Here is a 20728-nt window from a genome sequence, read left to right as displayed (position 1 = left end):
CGCACCGTTCCATCTGGGGGCACCACCATGAGCGCATCGTCCGGTACGGCCCCGCCCGGAAGCCGCAAGGGGAACGTGCTGTCGGGCCTCGTCGTCGCACTGGGGTTCGTCCTGCTCGTCGGCGGTTTCGCCTGGGGGGCCTGGCAGTACCGGCCGTATACCGTGCCCACGCCTTCCATGGCCCCGACCATCGACGCCGGGGACCGCGTCCTCGGGCAACGCATATCGGGTGACGAGGTACGCCGCGGCGACGTGGTCGTCTTCAAGGACCGCGCCTGGGGCAACGAGACGCTGGTCAAACGCGTCGTGGCCGTGGGCGGCGACAAGGTCGCCTGCTGCACCGACGGCCACCTCACCGTCAATGGTGAGCAGATCGCCGAGCCCTACCTCCCCACCGACGCCGCGCACCGCGGCACGCGACTGCCAGAGACGGCCGTGCCCAAAGGCCGGCTCTTCCTCCTCGGCGACGAACGCGCCGGCTCCCTCGACTCCACCGCCCACCTCGACGACGTCGCGCGCGGCTCCGTGCCCCGCTCCGCCGTATCGGCGCGCGTGGATGCCGTCGTCGTGCCGTGGCGCGGCATGCTGGAGCGCCCGAGCGGCTTCGCGGGGCTCCCGGGCGGCATCTCCACGCCCGGTCCGCTGCGTCTCCTGCTGGGTTCCGTCGTTCTCGGCGCCGTACTGATCCTCGGCGGTGCGGCGTACGGCCCACTCGCGCAACGTGCCGCGCGACGTCGCGCCGCGCGACGCCGAAGGGAGGCGGCGGCGAGTGCGGCGTGAGGATGAGGACGGTGGAGGCGGGCGTACGTGGCGGGACGGCGGTCCGCGTCCGAACGACGCGGCCCACGGGGGCGACACGAGGCGGGACGGCACGGTGGGTGGGGGAGACGGCGAGGCGGGCGGGGGCCACGTGGCGACGTCGCGGAGCGATGCCACGTCCGGGACGTACGACGCGACGCTGCGTGACGAAGCGCGACGCCCCGGAGACGTCGCGTCGGCCGACGGCGCGCGCGACGCCGCGTCACGCGACGCGCCCCAGATTCCTCCGCCGCGCGACGCCGCTCCGCTACGCCGCGTAGCGCGCGTCGTCCTGCTCGATCCCGACGACCGCATCCTCCTGATCCACGGACACGAGCCGGGCGACGTCGCCGACGCGTGGTGGTTCACCCCCGGCGGCGGCCTGGAGGGGGCCGAGACGCGCGAGCAGGCGGCCCGGCGGGAGCTGAGGGAGGAGACGGGGATCACCGACGTAGCCCTCGGACCGCTCCTGTGGAAACGCACCTGTTCCTTCCCGTTCGCGGGCCGGCGCTGGGATCAGGACGAGTGGTACTACCTCGCGCGTACGGCGCAGACCGCCACCGCCGCGGAGGGGCTGACCGACCTGGAGCGCAGCAGCGTCGATGACGCCCGGTGGTGGACGTGCGCCGAGCTGGAGGCCTCGTCGGAGACCGTGTATCCCACTCGGCTGGCGGCGCTGTTGCGACGTCTGCTGCGCGAGGGGCCGCCATCGGTGCCCGAGATCCTCGCCACTGAAATCGCCTGAGAGCGGATGGGCAGGCGCACAATGGGGGGACGCACGGCTGAAGGGGAACCGACATGAGCGCCGAGGACCTCGAAAAGTACGAGACCGAGATGGAGCTGAAGCTCTACCGGGAGTACCGCGACGTCGTCGGCCTGTTCAAATACGTGATCGAGACCGAACGGCGCTTCTACCTGACGAACGACTACGAGATGCAGGTGCACTCGGTGCAGGGCGAGGTGTTCTTCGAGGTGTCCATGGCGGACGCCTGGGTCTGGGACATGTACCGGCCCGCACGCTTCGTGAAGCAGGTGCGGGTGCTCACGTTCAAGGACGTGAACATTGAGGAGCTGAACAAGACCGACCTGGATCTTCCTGGCGGCTGAACAGCGGCGACGACGAACCGACCCGAGGGGCCCCGCGCGCGAGCGCCGGGCCCCTCCGGCATTCCCGCTCGCCATACACCATGAAGGCGGGGGCTCGACCCCGCCTGGGGATAACTCAGCGTTCCCGCCGACACGCCTCACCCGAACGGGCGGGCGATTTTTCTTTTTCTTCGAAGTTATCCACAGATTCCCGTTCGGCCCTCCCCCGCACCCTCGTCATCCGTCACAGTCGGTGAGGAAGGAGGTGGTGTCCGTGAACACCAGAACGGCGCTGGGCAAGTACGGCGAGGAAGCCGCGGTGCGGGCGCTCCGCACGGCTGGGCTGCGGATCGTGGCACGCAACTGGCGGTGTGGTCGGGCCGGCGAGGTCGACATCGTCGCCATGGACGGCGACACCTTGGTCATCTGCGAGGTGAAGACCCGCAAGGCCGAGGGATTCGAGCACCCGATGTCGGCGGTGAGGACCGCGAAGGTGGAGCGATTGCGGCGGCTCGCCGAGTTGTGGCTGAGCAAGCACGGAGGGGCACCGCCCGGAGGAGTACGCATCGATCTCGTGGGGGTACTCGTCCCGCGGCGGTCGGGGGCCCCGGAGATCGAGCACGCGCGGGGGGTGGGCTGAATGGGCTTCGCCCGTACCTGCTCGGTGACCCTGCTCGGCATCGACGCCGTCGTGGTCGAGGTCCAGGCCGACCTCGAACCGGGCGTCGCGGCCTTCGCCCTCGTCGGACTGCCCGACAAGAGCCTCGTGGAAAGCCGGGACAGGGTGCGTGCCGCTGTCGTCAACTCCGGTGCCGAATGGCCGCAGAAGAAGCTGACCGTCGGGCTGAGCCCCGCTTCGGTCCCCAAGAGCGGCAGCGGCTTCGACCTGGCGGTCGCCTGCGCCGTCCTCGGCGCCACGGAGCGGATCGATCCCGCCGCGATCGCCGACCTCGTGATGATCGGCGAGCTGGGCCTCGACGGGCGCGTACGGCCGGTACGCGGCATCCTGCCGGGCGTCCTGGCCGCGGCCGACGCCGGCTACCGGCACGTGGTCGTCCCGGAGAGTTCGGCGGCCGAAGCGGCCCTCGTGCCCGGGATGTCCGTCCTCGGCGTACGCAGTCTGCGCCAGCTCGTCGCCGTGCTCGCCGGTGAAACGGTCCCCGAGGAGGAACCACTCGCCCCAGGCCGCCCCGATCCGCTGCTGGCGGGCCTGTCGATGCCAGGCGCGGGCTTCGGGACCGGGGTGATCCCCGGTCTCACGGACCGGCAGCCGGACCTGGCGGACGTCGCGGGGCAGTACACCGCTCGCCGCGCCCTGGAGGTCGCCGCGGCGGGCGGGCACCACCTGCTGCTGCACGGGCCCCCGGGAGCGGGGAAGACGATGCTCGCCGAGCGGCTGCCCGGCATTCTCCCGCCGCTGACCCGCCCGGAGTCCCTGGAGGTCACCGCGGTGCACTCCGTGGCGGGCATGCTGCCGCCCGGGCGACCCCTGGTCGAGTCACCGCCCTACTGCGCGCCGCACCACTCCGCCACGATGCAGTCACTCGTGGGCGGCGGCGCCGGGATGCCCCGCCCCGGCGCGGTCTCCCTGGCGCACAGAGGAGTGCTTTTCCTCGACGAGGCCCCCGAGTTCCACGGCCAGGTGCTGGACTCGCTGCGGCAGCCGCTCGAATCGGGGTACGTGGTGATCGCGCGTTCGGCGGGGGTGGTGCGGCTCCCCGCGAAGTTCCTCATGGTCCTCGCGGCCAATCCCTGCCCCTGCGGGCGCAGCGGCCTCGTGGGCGACCCGTGCGAGTGCCCGCCGACCATGGTGCGGCGCTACCAGGCCCGGATCTCCGGTCCGCTCCTCGACCGGGTGGATCTGCACGTACGGGTTGACCCGATCGGCCGGGCAGAGCTTCACCGGGACCGTGCCGACAACGAGTCCACGAGCGTCGTGGCCGTGCGGGTGCGCGAGGCGCGGGAGCGCGCGCTCGCCCGGTACCGCGACGAGCCGTGGCACTGCAACAGCGAGGTGCCCGGCCACGAGCTGCGCACTCGCTGGCCGCTCGCTCCCGGCGCGCTCGACGCCGTGGCGAGGGACCTGGAACGCGGCCTGCTGACTGCCCGGGGGCTCGACCGGGTGCTGCGCGTCGCCTGGACCCTGGCCGACCTCGCGGGCCAGGACCGCCCCGACGCTGCGGCTCTCGCGCTGGCTCTGGAACTCCGTACCGGCGTGCGCCGCGGAGCCGCCCTCACGACGGGAGCCCCCGCATGAGCGCGACCATCCCGGGGCCCGCCGGGGCGGGCGACGGCGAACGCCTGGCGCGCGTCGTGCTCAGCCGGGTGTTCGAACCGGGCGAGCCGAAGACCGGCGCCCTGCTGCGGACCAGCGGCGGTGCCTCACCGCTCCTGGCACGGCTGCGCACGGGCGAAGGACCTCCGAAGGGCTTCACGAGGGCCCGCTGGGAAGGGCTGGCCGCCCGGGCGCTGCGGGCGGACCCGGAGCAGGACCTGGCGCGCGCGGCAGCCGTGGGTGCCCGGTTCGTCTGTCCGGGTGACCTCGAATGGCCGTCCCAGCTCGACGATCTCCAGGACACCCGCCCCCTCGGACTGTGGGTGCGCGGACCCGCTGACCTGCGCATGTGGTCGCTGCGAGCAGTCGCCGTCGTGGGGGCGCGCGCATGCACGGACTACGGCACCTACCTGGCCGGGGCGCTCGCCGTGGGCCTCGCGGAGCGGGGCTGGGTCGTCGCATCGGGGGGAGCGTTCGGAATCGACGGGGCGGCGCACCGCGGCGCCCTGGGCGTCACCGGAGGCACGGTGGCGGTGCTCGCCTGCGGCGTCGACCGCGGCTATCCCCCCGGCCACGCGCGCCTTCTCGCCCGGATCGCCGAGCAGGGGCTCGTGATCGGGGAGCTGCCGCCGGGTGAACACCCCACGCCCAGCCGTTTCGTGACGCGCAACCGCGTCATCGCGGCGCTGACCCGGGGGACCGTGGTCGTCGAGGCCGCGCTGCGCAGCGGGGCGCTGGTCACGGCACGCGCCGCCGAACGTCTGGGACGCCACGTCATGGGAGTTCCCGGCCCTGCCACCAGCGGGCTTTCGGCCGGAGTGCACGAACTCCTGCGCGGCGGCCAGGCCCACCTGGTGACGGACGCGGCCGAGATCGTGGAACTGGTCGGGGAGATGGGGGAACTGGCTCCGGAGAAGCGCGGCCCCCTCGTACCGAGAGATCTGCTGACCCCGGAGGCGGCGGCTGTGCTCGCCGTGATGCCCGCGGGCGGAGCGGTGCGGGCAGAGAGCGTCGCCCTGGCCACTGTCACCGCCAAGGACGACGTGATCGCGCGCCTGTACGAGCTTCAGGCGCTCGGGTTCGTCGAACGGGACGGTGACGCCTGGAAGTTGACACGCCGGACGCGGACGACGGCTTCCCCGGGAGGGGAAAGAGGTGGTCGTGTGTGACCCGAGCGGGATGGCGGGGCCTCAAGTCCCCGCCATCCCTGGGGCGAAGCGCGTGATGCCGTCGCTGAGCGTAACGGCACGCATGGTCTCGCCGGGCGAGCGGAACGTATCTGCAAACGGGTAATCCCCTAACATGCGCACATTGCGACACTGTAGTCACGCTACGCTCACGACACTCCCACTCTCAGCAGGCGACCGGGCGGATCCCGCCCCCGCGGGCCCGGCCCGCGTCCAAACCCCGCAGACGAACACCCCAGTTCGGCCCAGAACGACCCAAGGCGACGCATGCCCCAGCAGATCTCCGACTCCGACAGCGCGGCGGCTCCCCCTGCCGCCGGTGGCGACAGTGTCCAGCGCCGCGCGCCCCAGTCGGTGGACGAACTGTGGCGCATGTACAAGACGACCGGCGACCCGCGTCTCCGCGAGCAGTTGATCCTGCACTACTCGCCCCTCGTGAAGTACGTCGCCGGCCGCGTGAGCGTCGGCCTGCCCCCCAATGTCGAGCAGGCCGACTTCGTCTCGTCCGGGGTCTTCGGACTGATCGACGCGATCGAGAAGTTCGACATCGAGCGCTCCATCAAGTTCGAGACCTACGCGATCACCAGGGTTCGTGGCGCGATGATCGACGAACTGCGTGCTCTCGACTGGATTCCTCGCTCCGTCCGCCAGAAGGCGCGCAACGTCGAACGCGCCTACGCGACGCTGGAGGCGAAGCTCCATCGCACCCCCACCGAGACGGAGGTGGCGCGGGAGATGGGCGTCGGCGTGGAGGATCTGCACGCGGTTTTCAGCCAGTTGTCCCTCGCCAACGTCGTGGCCCTGGAGGAACTGCTCAGCGTCGGGAGCGAGGGGGGCGGCCGGCTCAGCATCATGGACACCCTGGAGGACACGGGGGCCGACAACCCCGTCGAGGTCGCGGAGGGACGCGAGCTGCGCCGACTGCTCTCGCGGGCCATCAACTCCCTGCCGGACCGGGAGAAGACCGTGGTGATGCTCTACTACTACGAGGGGCTCACGCTCGCGGAAATCGGCCACGTCCTCGGTGTGACCGAGAGCCGGGTCAGCCAGATCCACACCAAGTCCGTGCTCCAGCTCCGCGCGAAGCTGTCGAGCTTCGACACCTGAGGTCGGCTCCGCGTGGTGGGCGCGGCGCGGTGGGCGTGACCGGTGGGCCCGCGCAGGGTGGGGGCGTCCGGGTCCGTCATGCGCTTTGCGAGAATTTGACCTCCTTTCACGTATCGGTACCCCGCGCCCTGGGCTGACGGGTGCGGCGTCCGTAAAGTGGACGGGTGCCAAGGATTCGAGCGGCCTCCGTGGCCGAGCACCGAGCGATGCAGCGCAGTGCCTTGCTGGACGCCGCACGGACCTTGCTGTCCGAGGGCGGGACCGACGCGCTGACCTTCCCCGCACTCGCCGAGCGCACCGGCCTCGCCCGGTCCTCGGTCTACGAGTACTTCCGTTCCCGGGGCGCCGTCGTCGAGGAACTCTGCGCCGTCGACTTCCCCGTGTGGGCGGCGGAGGTCGAGCTCGCCATGACGGAGGCATCCACCGCGGCGGAGAAGATCGAGGCGTACGTCCGTCGCCAACTGGACCTGGTCGGGGACCGCAGGCACCGCGCCGTCGCCGCGATCTCCGCCAGCGAACTCGACCGCGGTGCGCGGGAGAAGATCCGCGCCGCGCACGGCGGTCTCGTCGGTCTCGTCGTGGGCGCGCTCAGCGAGCTCGGCCACGAGGAGCCGCGCCTCGCGGCGATGCTCCTCCAAGGTGTCGTCGATGCCGCCGTGCGCCGGATCGAGCTCGGGGTCGCCGAGGAGCCGGGGAAGATCGCCGACGCGGCCGTCGCCCTCGCTCTGTGCGGAGTGACCGGCGGCTGACCCGCCGCTCCCGGCCTGCGGGATGCTCCCCGTCCTCCCCGCCGCCAGGAGCGACTGCGCGGGAGCCGGGCGCAGAGGCCGGAGCCGGCTGCCCGGCCGGGGGAGACGACGCCGGCTGCCGTGCGGAAACCGGTCGCGCGGCGCCGTGCTGAACGGGCGGCGACAGCAGCGGATGCGAGGCGGGGTCCGCCGAGGCTTTCGGCCCCGGTGCCTGCGGCTGCGGGAGGGGGCCGGTGGGCGGGAACAGCCGCGACGGGCCGAGGCCGAGCAACTCGGGCGGCAGCAGGCTCAGCGGGTTGAGGTACGTCTTCCCGCGACGCAGTCCCCAGTGCAGGCAAGGGGTCCCGCAGTGGTACGCGCCGGCTCCGCTCAGTACGCCGAGCGGCTGCCCCGCCTCGACGAGGTCGCCCTTGCGGACGGACGCCGCGACGGGCTCGTACGTCGTCCGCAGCGGCGGGTTGCCGGTACCGGGAAGTTCGACGCTCACCACGCCGCGGCCCCCCACGGGACCGGCGAAGACGACCCGGCCGGCCGCCGCTGCCCGTACGACCGTGCCCTCACTCGCTCCCAGATCGACACCGCGGTGGCCCGGACCGTACGGGGTGGCCGGGGGCTCCCAGCCGCGCAGCACCGGGGGCGGTGCGGAGACGGGCCAGGAGCGCGCGGCGCGGTCCGGAGTGGTGGCCGCGGGGGCTGCGGGGGAGTGAGGCGACTTCCTTTCGAGGCCGCTTGCGCTCGTACCGCCGTCGCCGCGTGAGGCTGTGGATTTCCGTACCGATGTGCTGCTTGTCTTATGGGTGTTGGTCAGACGGCGGTTGATCGCACTAGTGGCGCGAGTGCTCGTCGTGCGCGTGGTGGCCGTACGAGTGGAAGCCGTACCCGAAGCGGGTGCCTTCTTGCGAGGGCGGTGCTGCGGGCACCCGGCAGCGCGCGGGCCGGGCGGGGACTGTGTCGCAGGCGGCGCCGTCGCCGGGGCTCGGCTCGCCGTGCAGCCGTGCGCCGTGCCCTCCGGGCCTTCTTGCGCGGCCCACGTGGCTGCCCAGGCCGCCAGCGAGGCGGCAAGAGTCGCCGAGGCGGCCGCGAGAACCGCCGTACCCAGGCGCAGGAGGGAGCGTGCGCGAAGTGAGGTATCAGGAGTGGTTGCCATCAGTGACCACCGTCTTTCTTTGTGCAGGTCAGGCCGTCGCCCAGCCCGGACAGGGCTGGGCGCGATCACGGAGAGTCGCTCTCCATAAGTAAAGCGTGACGCATGCGCAACACGGTCGGCGCCACTTTCTGGCGATCTGTGGATAACTGGCCCGTTACGGATATCGCCGTCACTCGGAAGCGTGGCGGTCCCGTACACTTCTCGTGGCGATCCGGGGTCCCGGATCGACTTCGCACGCCCCGACATCGGTGGGATTCGTCCCGTACGGCGGTGGGTTCTCCGATGTCCGCGCTTCTCGGTCCCTCGTGGCGCAGCGCGACCGGGGCGTCAGGAGCGTCGGCCGACCGGCCGGCGCAACCGGGAAAAACAAGGAGATACGGCCATGGCCGTCGTCACGATGCGGGAGCTGCTGGAAAGCGGCGTCCACTTCGGTCACCAGACCCGTCGTTGGAACCCGAAGATGAAGCGCTTCATCTTCACGGAGCGCAACGGCATCTACATCATCGACCTGCTCCAGTCGCTGTCGTACATCGACCGCGCCTACGAGTTCGTCAAGGAGACCGTCGCCCACGGCGGCACGGTCATGTTCGTCGGCACGAAGAAGCAGGCGCAGGAGGCCATCGCGGAGCAGGCCACCCGCGTCGGCATGCCCTACGTGAACCAGCGCTGGCTGGGCGGCATGCTCACCAACTTCTCCACCGTCTACAAGCGCCTCCAGCGCCTGAAGGAACTGGAGCAGATCGACTTCGAGGACGTGGCCGCCTCCGGCCTCACCAAGAAGGAGCTGCTCGTTCTCTCCCGCGAGAAGGCCAAGCTGGAGAAGACCCTCGGCGGTATCCGCGAGATGCAGAAGGTGCCCAGCGCCGTCTGGATCGTGGACACCAAGAAGGAGCACATCGCCGTCGGTGAGGCGCGCAAGCTCAACATCCCGGTCGTCGCGATCCTCGACACCAACTGCGACCCCGACGAGGTCGACTACAAGATCCCGGGCAACGACGACGCGATCCGCTCCGTCACCCTGCTCACCCGCGTGATCGCCGACGCCGTCGCCGAGGGCCTCATCGCCCGCTCCGGCGCCGCCACCGGCGACTCCAAGCCGGGCGAGAAGGCCGCCGGTGAGCCGCTGGCCGAGTGGGAGCGCGACCTGCTCGACGGCGACAAGAAGGACGAGGCCGCCGCCGAGGCCGAGGTCCAGACCTCCGCCGAGACCGAGAAGGTCGCCGACGCCGAGACCGTCGAGGTTCCGGCCGCCGAGGCCCAGGCCGAGACCGCCGAGGCGCCGGCCGAGCAGGCCTGACCTTCCGGGGTTGGTGACGGCGGGGGCCACGCGGCCCCCGCCGTCCACCCGTAGAATCCCGCGGTCCGAGGGTGCCCACGCCGCCCACCTCCGGTGGCGGCGGCAGGGCCGCGCCGTACGGACCGCGCCCTCCAGACTTCGAGAAAGACTCACAGGATCATGGCTGCGAACTACACCGCTGCCGACGTCAAGAAGCTCCGCGAGCTGACCGGCGCCGGCATGATGGACTGCAAGAAGGCGCTGGACGAGGCCGAGGGCGACGTCGACAAGGCCGTCGAGCTCCTCCGCGTCAAGGGCCAGAAGGGCGTCGCCAAGCGCGAGGGCCGCTCCGCCGAGAACGGCGCCGTCGTCTCCCTCCTCGCCGACGACCACACCTCGGGCGTCCTCGTCGAGCTGAAGTGCGAGACCGACTTCGTCGCCAAGGGCGAGAAGTTCCAGGCCGTCGCCCACACGCTCGCCGAGCACATCGCGAAGTCGTCCCCCGCCGATCTTGAGGCGCTGCTCGCCTCCGAGATCGAGGCCGGCAAGACCGTCCAGGCGTACGTGGACGAGGCCAACGCCAACCTCGGCGAGAAGATCGTCCTCGACCGCTTCGCGCAGTTCTCCGGCGGCTACGTCGCGGCGTACATGCACCGCACGATGCCCGACCTGCCGCCGCAGATCGGTGTCCTCGTCGAGCTCGACAAGGAGAACGCCGAGGTCGCCAAGGACGTCGCGCAGCACATCGCCGCGTTCAGCCCGAAGTACCTCTCGCGCGAGGACGTCCCGGCCGAGGTCGTCGAGTCCGAGCGTCGCGTCGCCGAGGAGACCTCGCGCAACGAGGGCAAGCCCGAGGCCGCGCTCCCCAAGATCGTCGAGGGTCGCGTCAACGGCTTCTTCAAGGAGGTCACCCTCCTCGACCAGCCGTTCGCCAAGGACAACAAGAAGTCCGTCAAGAAGGTCCTGGACGAGGCCGGTGTCACCCTGAAGCGCTTCGTGCGCATCAAGGTCGGCATCTGAGTCCGCACCACGACCGGCTCGGTGTCCCGCCCGGCATGCGCCGGACGGGACGCGGAGCTTCTCGTCCCGTACCCCACAGGGCGCGGGACGAGGCGCTGATCTGACGAGGAGGCCATTGCCGTGCACGGGGTGCCCACGACGCCCGCCGGCAATGGCCTTCTTGCTATGTGCATCACGAGGAGAACCCCATGACGATGGCCGAAGCCGATAAATCCACCGATTCCAGCGTGCACGGCAAGGGCGCCGGCCGCTTCTTGCTGAAGCTGTCCGGTGAGGCGTTCGCCGGCGGTGGCGGGCTCGGGGTCGACCCCGACGTGGTGCACACCATTGCGCGCGAGATCGCCGCCGTCGTACGCGACGGCGCCCAGATCGCCGTCGTCATCGGCGGGGGCAACTTCTTCCGCGGCGCCGAGCTCCAGCAGCGCGGCATGGACCGCGCGCGCTCCGACTACATGGGCATGCTCGGCACGGTCATGAACTGCCTCGCGCTCCAGGACTTCCTGGAGAAGGAAGGCATCGACTCCCGCGTCCAGACGGCGATCACGATGGGACAGGTGGCCGAGCCCTACATCCCGCTGCGCGCCGTGCGACACCTGGAGAAGGGACGCGTCGTCATCTTCGGCGCCGGCATGGGGATGCCGTACTTCTCCACCGACACCACCGCCGCGCAGCGCGCCCTGGAGATCCACGCCGAAGCCCTCCTCATGGGCAAGAACGGCGTGGACGGCGTCTACGACTCGGACCCGAAGACCAATGCCGACGCCGTCAAGTTCGACGCGCTCGGCTACGGCGAGGTCATCACGCGCGACCTCAAGGTCGCCGACATGACCGCCATCACCCTCTGCCGCGACAACAAGCTCCCGATCCTTGTCTTCGAGCTGCTGACGGCGGGCAATATCGCCCGGGCGGTCAAGGGTGAGAAGATCGGCACGCTCGTGAGCGACCAGGGCACTCGGGCCTGACCGTCGCGTGCTCCGGCAGCCCTCGCGGGCGGGCACGGAGCGCCGTCGCCGAGTGACGGGATGGACAAAGCCCCGTCGCTCGGACACCGTGCAGTACGGAAGCGACGCAGCCGGACCTGTGCGCCTCTCGCCCCCGCGGCGGGACGAACCTCATCAGGCCAACTCAAGACACGCAGGAGCAAGTGGTGATCGAAGAGATCCTCCTCGAAGCAGAGGAGAAGATGGAGAAGGCCGTGGTGGTCGCCAAGGAGGACTTGGCCGCCATTCGTACCGGTCGCGCGCACCCGGCGATGTTCAACAAGATCGTCGCGGACTACTACGGGGCGCTGACGCCGATCAACCAGCTCGCCTCGTTCTCGGTGCCCGAGCCCCGCATGGCCGTCGTGACCCCGTTCGACAAGAGCGCGCTGCGCAACATCGAGCAGGCCATCCGCGACTCGGACCTCGGCGTCAACCCGAGCAACGACGGGCACATCATCCGGGTGGTCTTCCCCGAGCTGACCGAGGAACGCCGCAAGGAGTTCATCAAGGTCGCGCGGACCAAGGGCGAGGACGCGCGCGTCTCGATTCGCGCCGTGCGTCGCAAGGCCAAGGACGCCCTCGACAAGCTGGTCAAGGACAAGGAGACCGGCGAGGACGAGGTACGCCGCGCGGAGAAGGAGCTCGACGACACCACCGCGAAGTACGTCGCGCAGGTGGACGAGCTGCTCAAGCACAAGGAATCCGAGCTGCTTGAGGTCTGATGAACGACTCCTCCTGGGACGCGCCGCCCCGCACCGGATACGGCGAGCCGTGGCCCACCTCCGGACAGGGGGCTGCCTCGGCGGGTCCCGTGTACGAAGCGCATGACGTCCAAGAGACTCGGCCCATGCCCATCGTGCCCGACGTACCCGCGAACGGCGGCGACCAGGACGACGACCGGGAGGCCGCTCGGCTGAGTGGTCCCCTGTTCCGCGACGAGGTGCCGCGGGAGACCGGCCGGCCCGCGCCCGCGCCGCCCGTGTCCCCGGCCGCGCAGTCGTCCTCGACGCCTGTGCAGCCGTCCTCGGCACCGAGCCCCGGCCGGCCGAAGAAGAGCGCCGGCCGGAACCTGGGGGCGGCCATAGGGGTCGGTCTCGGTCTCGGCGTCGTTGTCGTCGCGTCGTTGTTCATCGTCAAGGCCGTCTTCGTCGGCGTCATAGCGCTCGCCGTCGTCGTCGGCCTGTGGGAGCTGACCTCCCGTCTCGCCGAGCGCAAGCAGATCAAGGCGCCGCTGATCCCGCTCGCCGCGGGCGGCGTCGCGATGGTCGTCGCGGGCTACGTGCGGGGCGCCGAGGGCGCGTGGGTGGCGATGGCGCTCACGGCGCTCGTCGTGCTCGTGTGGCGGATGTTCCAGCCGCCCGAGGGCTACCTGCGGGACGTCACGGCGGGCGTCTTCGCGACGTTCTACGTGCCGTTCCTCGCGACGTTCGTCGCGTTGCTGCTCACCGCGGACGACGGACCGCGACGCGTGCTGCTCTTCCTCGTGCTCACGGTCGTCAGCGACACCGGCGCGTACGCGGTGGGCTGGCGCTTCGGCACGCACAAGCTCGCTCCCCGCATCAGCCCGGGCAAGACGCGTGAGGGTCTCCTGGGCGCCGTGAGCTTCGCCATGGTCGCCGGCGCGCTGCTGATGCAGTTCATGATCGATGACGGGCAGTGGTGGCAGGGGCTGCTCCTCGGTCTGGCGGTCGCCGCCAGCGCCACTCTGGGCGACCTGGGTGAGTCCATGATCAAGCGGGACTTGGGGATCAAGGACATGGGGACGCTGCTCCCCGGCCACGGCGGCATCATGGACCGGCTCGACTCGCTGCTGCCCACGGCGCCCGTCGTGTGGCTGCTGCTCGTCCTGTTCGTCGGCTCGGGCTGAGGTCCGGGCGGCTCTCGGGCGAGGGCCGGGCCGGGCTCGGGCGGCGTCCGTCCTTCGGCTCGGGGGAAGTCCGGGCGCGCGTTACGCTGAAAGGGTCCGCCGTGACGTACGGCGGACCCTTTCGTGTACGGGCTCACGCCGCGTCGCGCCCAACGGGGCGACGTCGCGCGCACCGTACGCCGCCCCCGAGGCGCCCACCCGGCGCGTCGTCGCGTCCCCAGGGGCGTGCGGCGCCGCACCGTATCTGAGGAGTACTGGCCCATGCCGCCCGCACCGGGAGAACTCACCTTCGTCGCGCCGCGCGGTGCCAAGAAGCCCCCTCGTCACCTCGCCGACCTCAGCCCGGCCGAGCGCAAGGAGGCCGTCGCCGCCATCGGCGAGAAGCCCTTCCGCGCCAAGCAGCTCTCGCAGCACTACTTCGCGCGCTACGCGCAGGACCCGGCGCAGTGGACCGACATCCCCGCCGCGGCGCGGGGGCGGCTCCAGGAGGCACTGCTGCCCGAGCTGATGTCGGTGGTGCGACACATCTCGTGCGACGACGACACGACGCGCAAGACGCTGTGGCGCCTCTTCGACGGCACGCTCGTCGAGTCGGTGCTCATGCGCTACCCCGACCGCGTCACCATGTGCATCTCCTCCCAGGCAGGGTGCGGGATGAACTGCCCGTTCTGCGCGACGGGGCAGGCCGGGCTCGACCGCAACCTCTCGACGGCCGAGATCGTGCACCAGATCGTCGAGGGGATGCGCGCGCTGCGCGACGGGGAGATCCCCGGCGGGCCGGCGAGGCTCTCCAACATCGTCTTCATGGGGATGGGGGAGCCGCTCGCCAACTACAACCGCGTCGTGGGCGCTATCCGCAGGCTCACTGATCCGGAGCCCGACGGGCTCGGGCTCTCGCAGCGTGGCATCACCGTGTCCACGGTGGGCCTGGTGCCGGCGATCCACCGGTTCGCGGACGAGGGGTTCAAGTGCAGGCTCGCGGTCTCGCTGCACGCCCCGGACGACGAGCTGCGGGACACGCTGGTGCCGGTCAACACGCGGTGGAAGGTCCGTGAGGTCCTGGACGCCGCGTGGGAGTACGCGGAGAAATCGGGGCGGCGGGTGTCGATCGAGTACGCGCTCATCCGCGACATCAACGACCAGGCGTGGCGCGGAGACCTTCTGGGCCGACTCCTGAAAAACAAGCGTGTGCACGTCAACCTCATCCCGCTGAACCCGACGCCCGGGTCGAAGTGGACCGCGTCGCGACCGGAGGACGAGCGCGCCTTCGTGGACGCGATCGCGGCGCACGGTGTGCCGGTGACGGTGCGGGACACGCGGGGGCAGGAGATCGACGGCGCGTGCGGGCAACTGGCGGCGGCGGAGCGCTGAGCGGGCTCGGATGGCGCGTGGTGCGGCGGCACGGCGCGGCGTGTGGCGAGGTGCTGCGCGGCGGCGAGGCGGTGGAGGGCGTGGCGCGGGCAGGACGCGGCGTGCGCGGCGTGGACCGTGAAGGGACGCGTCGCGCGCAGGGGACGCCGCGTGCACGGCGCGGGGCCTCGCGCGACGTAGCGATAGGGTGGGCGAGCATCATCGCTCGCGGCGTGTCCGGGAGCGCGACATCTTCATACTCCGTACGACGTACACATTCCGACAGGGGAGCGCCGCAGCGCTGAGAGTGCGACATCACACCGGCAATTGGTGTACAGGTCGCAGACCCTCTGAACCTCGCCCGGGTCATTCCGGGTAGGGAGTTCGGTCACCACTCATGCTGTTGTGCCCTGCCCGCGGCCGCGCCGGCCGCGGGCAGGGCCGCGTCTTCTCCTGGCCACCCCAGGAGGAATACATGACCACCCGACGCAGGACCGTCGCCGCCGTCATCGCCGCGGGTCTGGCTGCCACGAGCCTCGGCGCCTGTGGCGACGACTCGGAGTCCGATGCCGGCTCGTCGAGCGGCAAGACCGTCACCCTCGTGAGCCACGACTCCTTCGCCGTCTCCAAGGGCGTGCTGAAGAAGTTCGAGCAGCAGACCGGGTACCGCCTCAAGGTCCTCAAGAGCGGCGACGCGGGCCAGGCGGTGAACCAGGCCGTCCTCACCAAGGGGCACCCGCAGGGCGACGTCTTCTTCGGCGTCGACAACACGCTGCTGTCCCGCGCCCTGGGCCAAGGCGTCTTCCAGCCTTACGAGGCCAAGGGGCTCTCCGCCGTTCCCGCCGAAGTCCAGCTCGACGGCAAGCAGCACCGGGTCACGCCCATCGACACGGGCGACATATGCGTCAACTATGACAAGGAGTACTTCAAGGACGAGAAGCTCGATCCGCCGCAGACCTTCGACGACCTCGCCGATCCCGCCTACAAGAACCTGCTCGTCACGGAGAACACCGCGACGTCTTCTCCGGGTCTCGGGTTCCTGCTCGGCAGCGTCGCGCAGTACGGGGAGCAGGGCTGGAAGACGTATTGGCAGAAGCTCCGTGACAACGGCGTCAAGGTCGTCGACAGCTGGGAACAGGCGTACAACGAGGAGTTCTCGGGCTCCGCGGGTGGCCGCAAGGCCGGCGGCGACCGGCCGCTCGTCGTCTCGTACGCCTCCAGCCCGCCCGTCGAGGTCCTCTACGCGGACCCGCGGCCCAAGGACGCGCCCACGGGCGTCGCCACCGGGACGTGCTTCCGGCAGACGGAGTTCGCGGGCCTTCTCGACGGAGCGCCCAACCCGGAGGGCGGCAAGGCGCTCCTCGACTTCCTCCTGAGCGACACGTTCCAGCGGGACATGCCGCTCCAGATGTTCGTCAATCCGGTCGTCAAGGGGACGCCGCTGCCGGATCTGTTCACGCGGTACGGGGCGGCCGCCGACGGGGCGCGGACGGTCGCGCCGCAGAAGATCGCCGAGCACCGTGAGGACTGGATCAACGCCTGGACCTCACTGGTCGTCAAGTGAAGTCGCGCGGGACGTCGCGAGAGGCGCCGCGTGAGGGGGCCGTACGCGGCGTACGTCGCGCGGACACGTCGCGACGTCCCACGCGACCTCGCCCCGCTGCCGCGCGTCCCGTGACGCGACGTCGCGTCACCGTGCTGCTCCTCATCGCGGGGCCCACCCTCTTCTTCGCGCTGTTCTTCGGCTACCCCGTCGCGGCGATCGTGGGACGAGGGCTGCGCACCTCGGCGGGGTGGCAGCTCGGCGCCGTCGCCGATGTCCTGGGGCGAGGCGACATACGCGACGTGCTCTTGTTCACGACGTGGCAGGCGCTGGCGTCCACAGCGCTCACTCTCTTCCTCGCCCTGCCCGGGGCGTACGTCTTCGCGCGCTTCGCCTTCCCCGGGAAAGGCGTGCTGCGCGCCGTCGTCACCGTGCCGTTCGTTCTGCCCACCGTCGTGGTCGGCAGTGCCTTCCTCGCCGTGCTCGGACGGGGCGGCCTGCTGGACGAGTTGTGGGGTGTGCGGCTCGACACCACGGTCTGGGCGATCCTCGCGGCCCACGTCTTCTTCAACTACTCCGTCGTGGTGCGCACGGTGGGCGGCCTGTGGGCACAGTTGGACCCGCGACAGGAGGACGCCACGCGCACCCTGGGCGCTTCGCGCTGGCGGGCTTGGCGGGAGGTCACGCTGCCGGCGCTCGCTCCTGCCGTGGCATCGGCGGGGTTGATGGTGTTCCTGTTCACCTTCACATCGTTCGGGATCGTGCAGATCCTCGGGGGCCCGGCGTACGCGACGTTGGAGGTGGAGATCTACCGGCAGACGGCGCAACTGCTCGACCTCTCCACGGCAGCGGTGCTGACGCTCGTCCAGTTGGGTGCCGTCGTCGCGGTGCTGGCTCTCCACGCGTGGGTGGTACGCAGGGGCGAGAGCACGTTGCGGCTCGTGGACCCGTCGCGCACGGCGCGGCGGCCACGCGGCGTGGCGCAGTGGACGCTCCTGAGCGGCGTCCTGGCCGTCATCGTGGTACTCCTCGTACTGCCGCTCGCCGTGCTCGTCCTGCGCGCCTTTGACGCCCCGGACGGCTTCGGGCTGACCTACTTCAGGGCTCTCGGCTCCGCCGACGGGGGCACCTTTCTCGTCGCTCCCCTCGCGGCCGTTGGCAATTCTTTGCGCTACGCGACCGTGGCGACGCTGATCGCCCTCCTCGTCGGCGGTCTCGCCGCTGTCGCGCTCAGCCGTGAGCGGGACCGGCCGGGTGGCATGTCGCGGTTGCTGCGCGGCTTCGACGCCCTGCTGATGCTGCCGCTCGGAGTCTCGGCGGTCACCGTGGGCTTCGGATTCCTCATCGCACTCGACGAGCCCCCGCTCGATCTGCGCGCGTCCTGGATTCTCGTCCCGCTCGCGCAGGCGCTCGTGGGGGCGCCGTTCGTCGTACGGACGATGCTTCCCGTGCTGCGCGCCGTCGACCCACGGCTGCGCGACGCCGCGTCGATGCTCGGGGCGTCGCCCTGGCGGGTGTGGTGGGAGGTCGATCTGCCGCTGGTGCGCCGCGCGGTGCTCGTGGCCGTCGGCTTCGCCTTCGCCGTGTCATTGGGCGAGTTCGGGGCCACCGTCTTCCTGGCCCGTCCCGACAACCCGACGTTGCCCGTCGCCGTCGCCCGTCTGCTGGGGCGCCCCGGCGACCTGAACTACGGCCAGGCCATGGCGCTCTCCACCGTCCTCATGCTGGTGTGCGTCGTCTCCCTGCTCGTCCTGGAACGGCTGCGCCCACGCGACCTGCGTGATGACGGCACGCACTCGTTCGCCGGTGGACGGCCCGACGCCGCCGGCGCCACCGATCGGCACCAGGTCTCGACACGGCGGCCGGACGCCGCGCTCACTGCCCCCGCCGAGGGGCTCCGTACGAAGGAGAGGTCGCACCGATGACGCGCTTCAGTCGTGCACGTCGCGAGGACGGTGCCGAAGTCCCGGCGGGCGACGTGGGCACGGCGCAGGCCGCGACGTCGCGCGTCGTGCGCGCGCGGCGAAGGGAGACGCGGAGCGGGGCCGCGTTGCGCGTCGACGGCGCCACGGTGCGTTTCGGGAACGGGCGGCCGGCGCTCGATGCCGTGGACCTGTCGGTGCGCGCGCACGAGGTCGTCTGTGTCCTGGGCCCCAGCGGGAGCGGGAAGTCGACGCTGCTGCGCGTCGTCGCGGGTCTCCAGCCGCTCGACGCGGGGAGTGTGCGGCTCGGGGGCGAGGATCAGAGCGACGTACCGGTGCACCGGCGCGGCGTAGGGCTCATGTTCCAGGACCATCAGCTCTTCCCGCAGCGCGACGTCGCGGGCAACGTCGCGTTCGGTCTGCGCATGCGACGCATGCCGGCCGGTGCACGTGAGGCGCGCGTCGCCGAGTTGCTCTCGCTGGTCGGACTGGCCGACGCGGGGCGCCGCGGCGTCGGTTCGCTCTCGGGCGGCGAGCAGCAGCGCGTCGCCCTGGCGCGCGCACTCGCGCCCAGACCGAGCTTGCTCATGCTCGACGAGCCCTTCGGGCAACTCGACAGGACGCTGCGCGAACGGCTCGTACTGGAGCTGCGCGAGTTGTTCACCGTGCTGGGCACCACCGTCCTCGCCGTGACGCACGATCAGGGCGAGGCGTTCGCCCTCGCCGACCGCGTCGTCATCATGCGTGAGGGGGCGATCGCGCAGTCCGGGACGCCGCTCGACGTCTGGGGGCACCCCGCCGATGCCTTCGTCGCGCGTTTCCTCGGCTTCGGCAACCTGGTACCGGCACGCATCACGGAACGTGCCGCGGAGACGCCGTGGGGGCCGTTGCCATTGGCGGAGGGCGTCGCGGTCGCGGCGGGGGAGCGCACCGTGCTCGTACGGCCCGGAGGCGTCCGCCTCGTCGCCGAGGCGGACGGCCTTCCGTGCGAGGTCGCGGCACGGACTTTCCACGGCACTCATGTCTCGGTGCGGCTGCGCCCGCACGACGCGCCGGAGATCGAGGCGACGTGCCCGTGGCACAAGGCACCGGAACGGGGGGACCGAGTAGGCGTCGTCTTCGACGCCCAGGACGTCGTGGTGCTGGACTGAGCGCGACGTGGCACGCGACGTCGCGTGCCCGTGTCGCGCGCCGTGTGGTGGCCCGACGCGGCGCGTGACGTACGGGGCCACGGCGCGCGCGACGTCGCGCACGCCGTGCCGCCCGGCTGATGCGACGTCGCGACCGTCCGCCCCGTCGCCTGACGCGACGTCGCGTGGATCACCCTGCGCGACGCGACGTCGCGTGACTCACTCCTGGACCTGCGCGGGGTCCATCCACACGACCTCCCAGACGTGGCCGTCGGGGTCGGTGAAGGAGCGTCCGTACATGAAGCCGTGGTCCTCGGCCTCGCGCGCCGGGCTGCCGCCCGAGGCGAGTGCGCGATCGGCGAGCATGTCGGCCTCCTCGCGGCTACGCGCACTGAGCGTCAGCAGCACCTCGGTCGTCGCGGTGGCGTCCGCGGGCGTCTTGCCGGGCGGCGTGTACTGCGCGAAGCGCTCCCGCGTGTGCAGCATCGCGATGATCGTGTCGCTGATGACTACGCTCGCGGTCTGCTCGTCGCTGAACTGTTCGTTGAGGCGGAAGCCGAGGTCGGTGAAGAACTTCTTCGAAACGGCGAGATCGTTGACTACGAGGTTGACGAAGATCATCTGCTGGTAGCTCATCAGGTTCTCCTGATCAGGGAAAGGGAGGCGACGTCGCGTGGGGACGCCACGGCCATGCCGCGGCGGGCGCCGCGACGTATCCGTACTTCCGTATGCCGGTGATGACCGTGGCGCGCGAAGGAACTCATCGGTGTGCCGCTGATGTGTTCGATGCGGACTGCGTACGCGTCAGTGGCCGGCCGGCAACGTCGCGAGCAACGCGACGGCCCACGTCAGCGGGAGGAGCGCGATGAGCACGGCGCCCGCACGAACTGCCACGGCGGTCCGGAGTGTCGCGGCGGACGTCCCCGACCGCGCGAGCGCCGCGGTGATGTCCGTACGGGCCTGCCGGGACTCGACGGCGGCCAATAGCAGCCCGATCGCGGCGCAGGCGACCACGAGGCCGATGCCGAGGGCCGTGAGCGGTCCCGTCGCCTTGTACGTCGCGTCGCCGCCGTACGCCGCGGCGAGCGCCGCGCCCACCGCGACCGCGACGCCGAGGGGACGGCCGACGCGGTGTGCCTCCTCCTGGAGGCCGCGCCCCGCGAGGAGGCGTACGGCGCCGGGGCGGCCCGATTGCAGCAGCCTGCCGCACAGCCACGTGAGCCCGGGGCCGGCGACGGCGAGCCCCGCGGCGATCAGCGCCCACCCGGCCACGACGCCGCCCGGCACG

18 protein-coding genes, 2 pseudogenes and 1 riboswitch are annotated in these 20728 nt (G+C 71.2%); of the genes and pseudogenes, 17 read left to right on the top strand and 3 right to left on the bottom strand.

Going from position 1 to position 20728, the window contains the following annotated elements:
• The first annotated feature begins 27 nt into the window (after positions 1 to 27).
• From lepB to G3I42_RS17735, 8 genes are all read left to right on the top strand, one after another.
• Positions 28 to 780 carry a signal peptidase I gene (gene lepB, locus G3I42_RS17770; protein ID WP_203606943.1) on the top strand — a complete coding sequence of 251 codons (753 nt, stop codon included), beginning with the start codon at positions 28 to 30 and terminating at the stop codon, positions 778 to 780.
• A gap of 259 nt (positions 781 to 1039) precedes the next feature.
• Positions 1040 to 1543 (top strand): NUDIX hydrolase, encoded by a 504-nt coding sequence (locus G3I42_RS17765; protein WP_164287139.1) that lies wholly within the window; start codon positions 1040 to 1042, stop codon positions 1541 to 1543.
• A gap of 53 nt (positions 1544 to 1596) precedes the next feature.
• A complete protein-coding gene (locus G3I42_RS17760) occupies positions 1597 to 1905 on the top strand; it encodes a DUF2469 domain-containing protein (RefSeq protein ID WP_007821609.1) in 309 nt (102 codons plus the stop codon).
• 253 nt (positions 1906 to 2158) lie between these two features.
• Positions 2159 to 2524, top strand: coding sequence for a YraN family protein (locus tag G3I42_RS17755; protein ID WP_164287123.1), 366 nt, complete (start codon positions 2159 to 2161; stop codon positions 2522 to 2524).
• Positions 2525 to 4141 (top strand): YifB family Mg chelatase-like AAA ATPase, encoded by a 1617-nt coding sequence (locus G3I42_RS17750; protein ID WP_164287121.1) that lies wholly within the window; start codon positions 2525 to 2527, stop codon positions 4139 to 4141.
• Positions 4138 to 5328, top strand: a complete 1191-nt coding sequence (gene dprA / locus G3I42_RS17745) for a DNA-processing protein DprA (protein ID WP_164287119.1) — start codon at positions 4138 to 4140, stop codon at positions 5326 to 5328. Before G3I42_RS17750 ends, dprA begins: the two co-directional genes overlap by 4 nt.
• A gap of 285 nt (positions 5329 to 5613) precedes the next feature.
• Positions 5614 to 6453, top strand: a complete 840-nt coding sequence (whiG, locus tag G3I42_RS17740) for an RNA polymerase sigma factor WhiG (RefSeq protein ID WP_164287117.1) — start codon at positions 5614 to 5616, stop codon at positions 6451 to 6453.
• A gap of 188 nt (positions 6454 to 6641) precedes the next feature.
• Positions 6642 to 7202, top strand: coding sequence for a TetR/AcrR family transcriptional regulator (locus G3I42_RS17735; protein WP_164287115.1), 561 nt, complete (start codon positions 6642 to 6644; stop codon positions 7200 to 7202).
• Between the two features lie 220 nt (positions 7203 to 7422).
• Here the strand turns inward: G3I42_RS17735 and G3I42_RS37665 are convergent.
• Positions 7423 to 7863, bottom strand: a pseudogene (locus tag G3I42_RS37665) (M23 family metallopeptidase); the annotation flags it as partial.
• 868 nt (positions 7864 to 8731) lie between these two features.
• Between G3I42_RS37665 and rpsB the strand changes: the two are divergent.
• The 9 genes from rpsB (at position 8732) to G3I42_RS17685 (ending at position 19461) form a co-directional block, all read left to right on the top strand.
• Entirely contained in the window at positions 8732 to 9646 is a 915-nt protein-coding gene (gene rpsB, locus G3I42_RS17725; RefSeq protein WP_164287113.1) for a 30S ribosomal protein S2, read from the top strand.
• A gap of 159 nt (positions 9647 to 9805) precedes the next feature.
• Complete coding sequence (tsf, locus tag G3I42_RS17720) at positions 9806 to 10645, top strand: translation elongation factor Ts (RefSeq protein ID WP_164287111.1); 840 nt, start codon at positions 9806 to 9808, stop codon at positions 10643 to 10645.
• A gap of 188 nt (positions 10646 to 10833) precedes the next feature.
• A complete protein-coding gene (gene pyrH, locus G3I42_RS17715) occupies positions 10834 to 11607 on the top strand; it encodes a UMP kinase (protein WP_164287109.1) in 774 nt (257 codons plus the stop codon).
• Positions 11608 to 11792: 185 nt separating this feature from the next.
• Positions 11793 to 12350 (top strand): ribosome recycling factor, encoded by a 558-nt coding sequence (gene frr / locus G3I42_RS17710; protein ID WP_008745390.1) that lies wholly within the window; start codon positions 11793 to 11795, stop codon positions 12348 to 12350.
• Positions 12350 to 13495 (top strand): phosphatidate cytidylyltransferase, encoded by a 1146-nt coding sequence (locus tag G3I42_RS17705; RefSeq protein WP_203606942.1) that lies wholly within the window; start codon positions 12350 to 12352, stop codon positions 13493 to 13495. Before frr ends, G3I42_RS17705 begins: the two co-directional genes overlap by 1 nt.
• A 261-nt stretch (positions 13496 to 13756) precedes the next feature.
• Positions 13757 to 14866: a 23S rRNA (adenine(2503)-C(2))-methyltransferase RlmN gene (rlmN, locus tag G3I42_RS17700; RefSeq protein ID WP_010262008.1), complete on the top strand. Its 1110-nt coding sequence runs from the start codon at positions 13757 to 13759 to the stop codon at positions 14864 to 14866.
• 253 nt (positions 14867 to 15119) lie between these two features.
• A riboswitch (TPP riboswitch) is annotated at positions 15120 to 15245 on the top strand.
• 75 nt (positions 15246 to 15320) lie between these two features.
• Positions 15321 to 16409 carry a thiamine ABC transporter substrate-binding protein gene (locus G3I42_RS17695; RefSeq protein ID WP_164287105.1) on the top strand — a complete coding sequence of 363 codons (1089 nt, stop codon included), beginning with the start codon at positions 15321 to 15323 and terminating at the stop codon, positions 16407 to 16409.
• Positions 16410 to 16552: 143 nt separating this feature from the next.
• Positions 16553 to 18313 (top strand): iron ABC transporter permease, encoded by a 1761-nt coding sequence (locus tag G3I42_RS17690; protein WP_343244576.1) that lies wholly within the window; start codon positions 16553 to 16555, stop codon positions 18311 to 18313.
• A complete protein-coding gene (locus tag G3I42_RS17685; RefSeq protein WP_239096524.1) occupies positions 18310 to 19461 on the top strand; it encodes an ABC transporter ATP-binding protein in 1152 nt (383 codons plus the stop codon). Before G3I42_RS17690 ends, G3I42_RS17685 begins: the two co-directional genes overlap by 4 nt.
• A gap of 198 nt (positions 19462 to 19659) precedes the next feature.
• Here G3I42_RS17685 and G3I42_RS17680 read toward each other — a convergent pair whose 3' ends face one another.
• Both G3I42_RS17680 and G3I42_RS17675 read right to left on the bottom strand, forming a co-directional pair.
• Complete coding sequence (locus G3I42_RS17680) at positions 19660 to 20076, bottom strand: VOC family protein (protein ID WP_164287101.1); 417 nt, start codon at positions 20074 to 20076, stop codon at positions 19660 to 19662.
• Positions 20077 to 20244: 168 nt separating this feature from the next.
• A pseudogene (locus G3I42_RS17675) lies at positions 20245 to 20728 on the bottom strand (hypothetical protein); the annotation flags it as partial.

Origin of the sequence: Streptomyces sp. SID11385, assembly GCF_010548245.1 — a bacterium.
Taxonomy (GTDB): Bacteria; Actinomycetota; Actinomycetes; order Streptomycetales; family Streptomycetaceae; genus Streptomyces.
The sequence above is the reverse complement of the archived record's forward strand: the minus strand, read 5'-3'. Positions and strand labels throughout refer to the sequence as shown.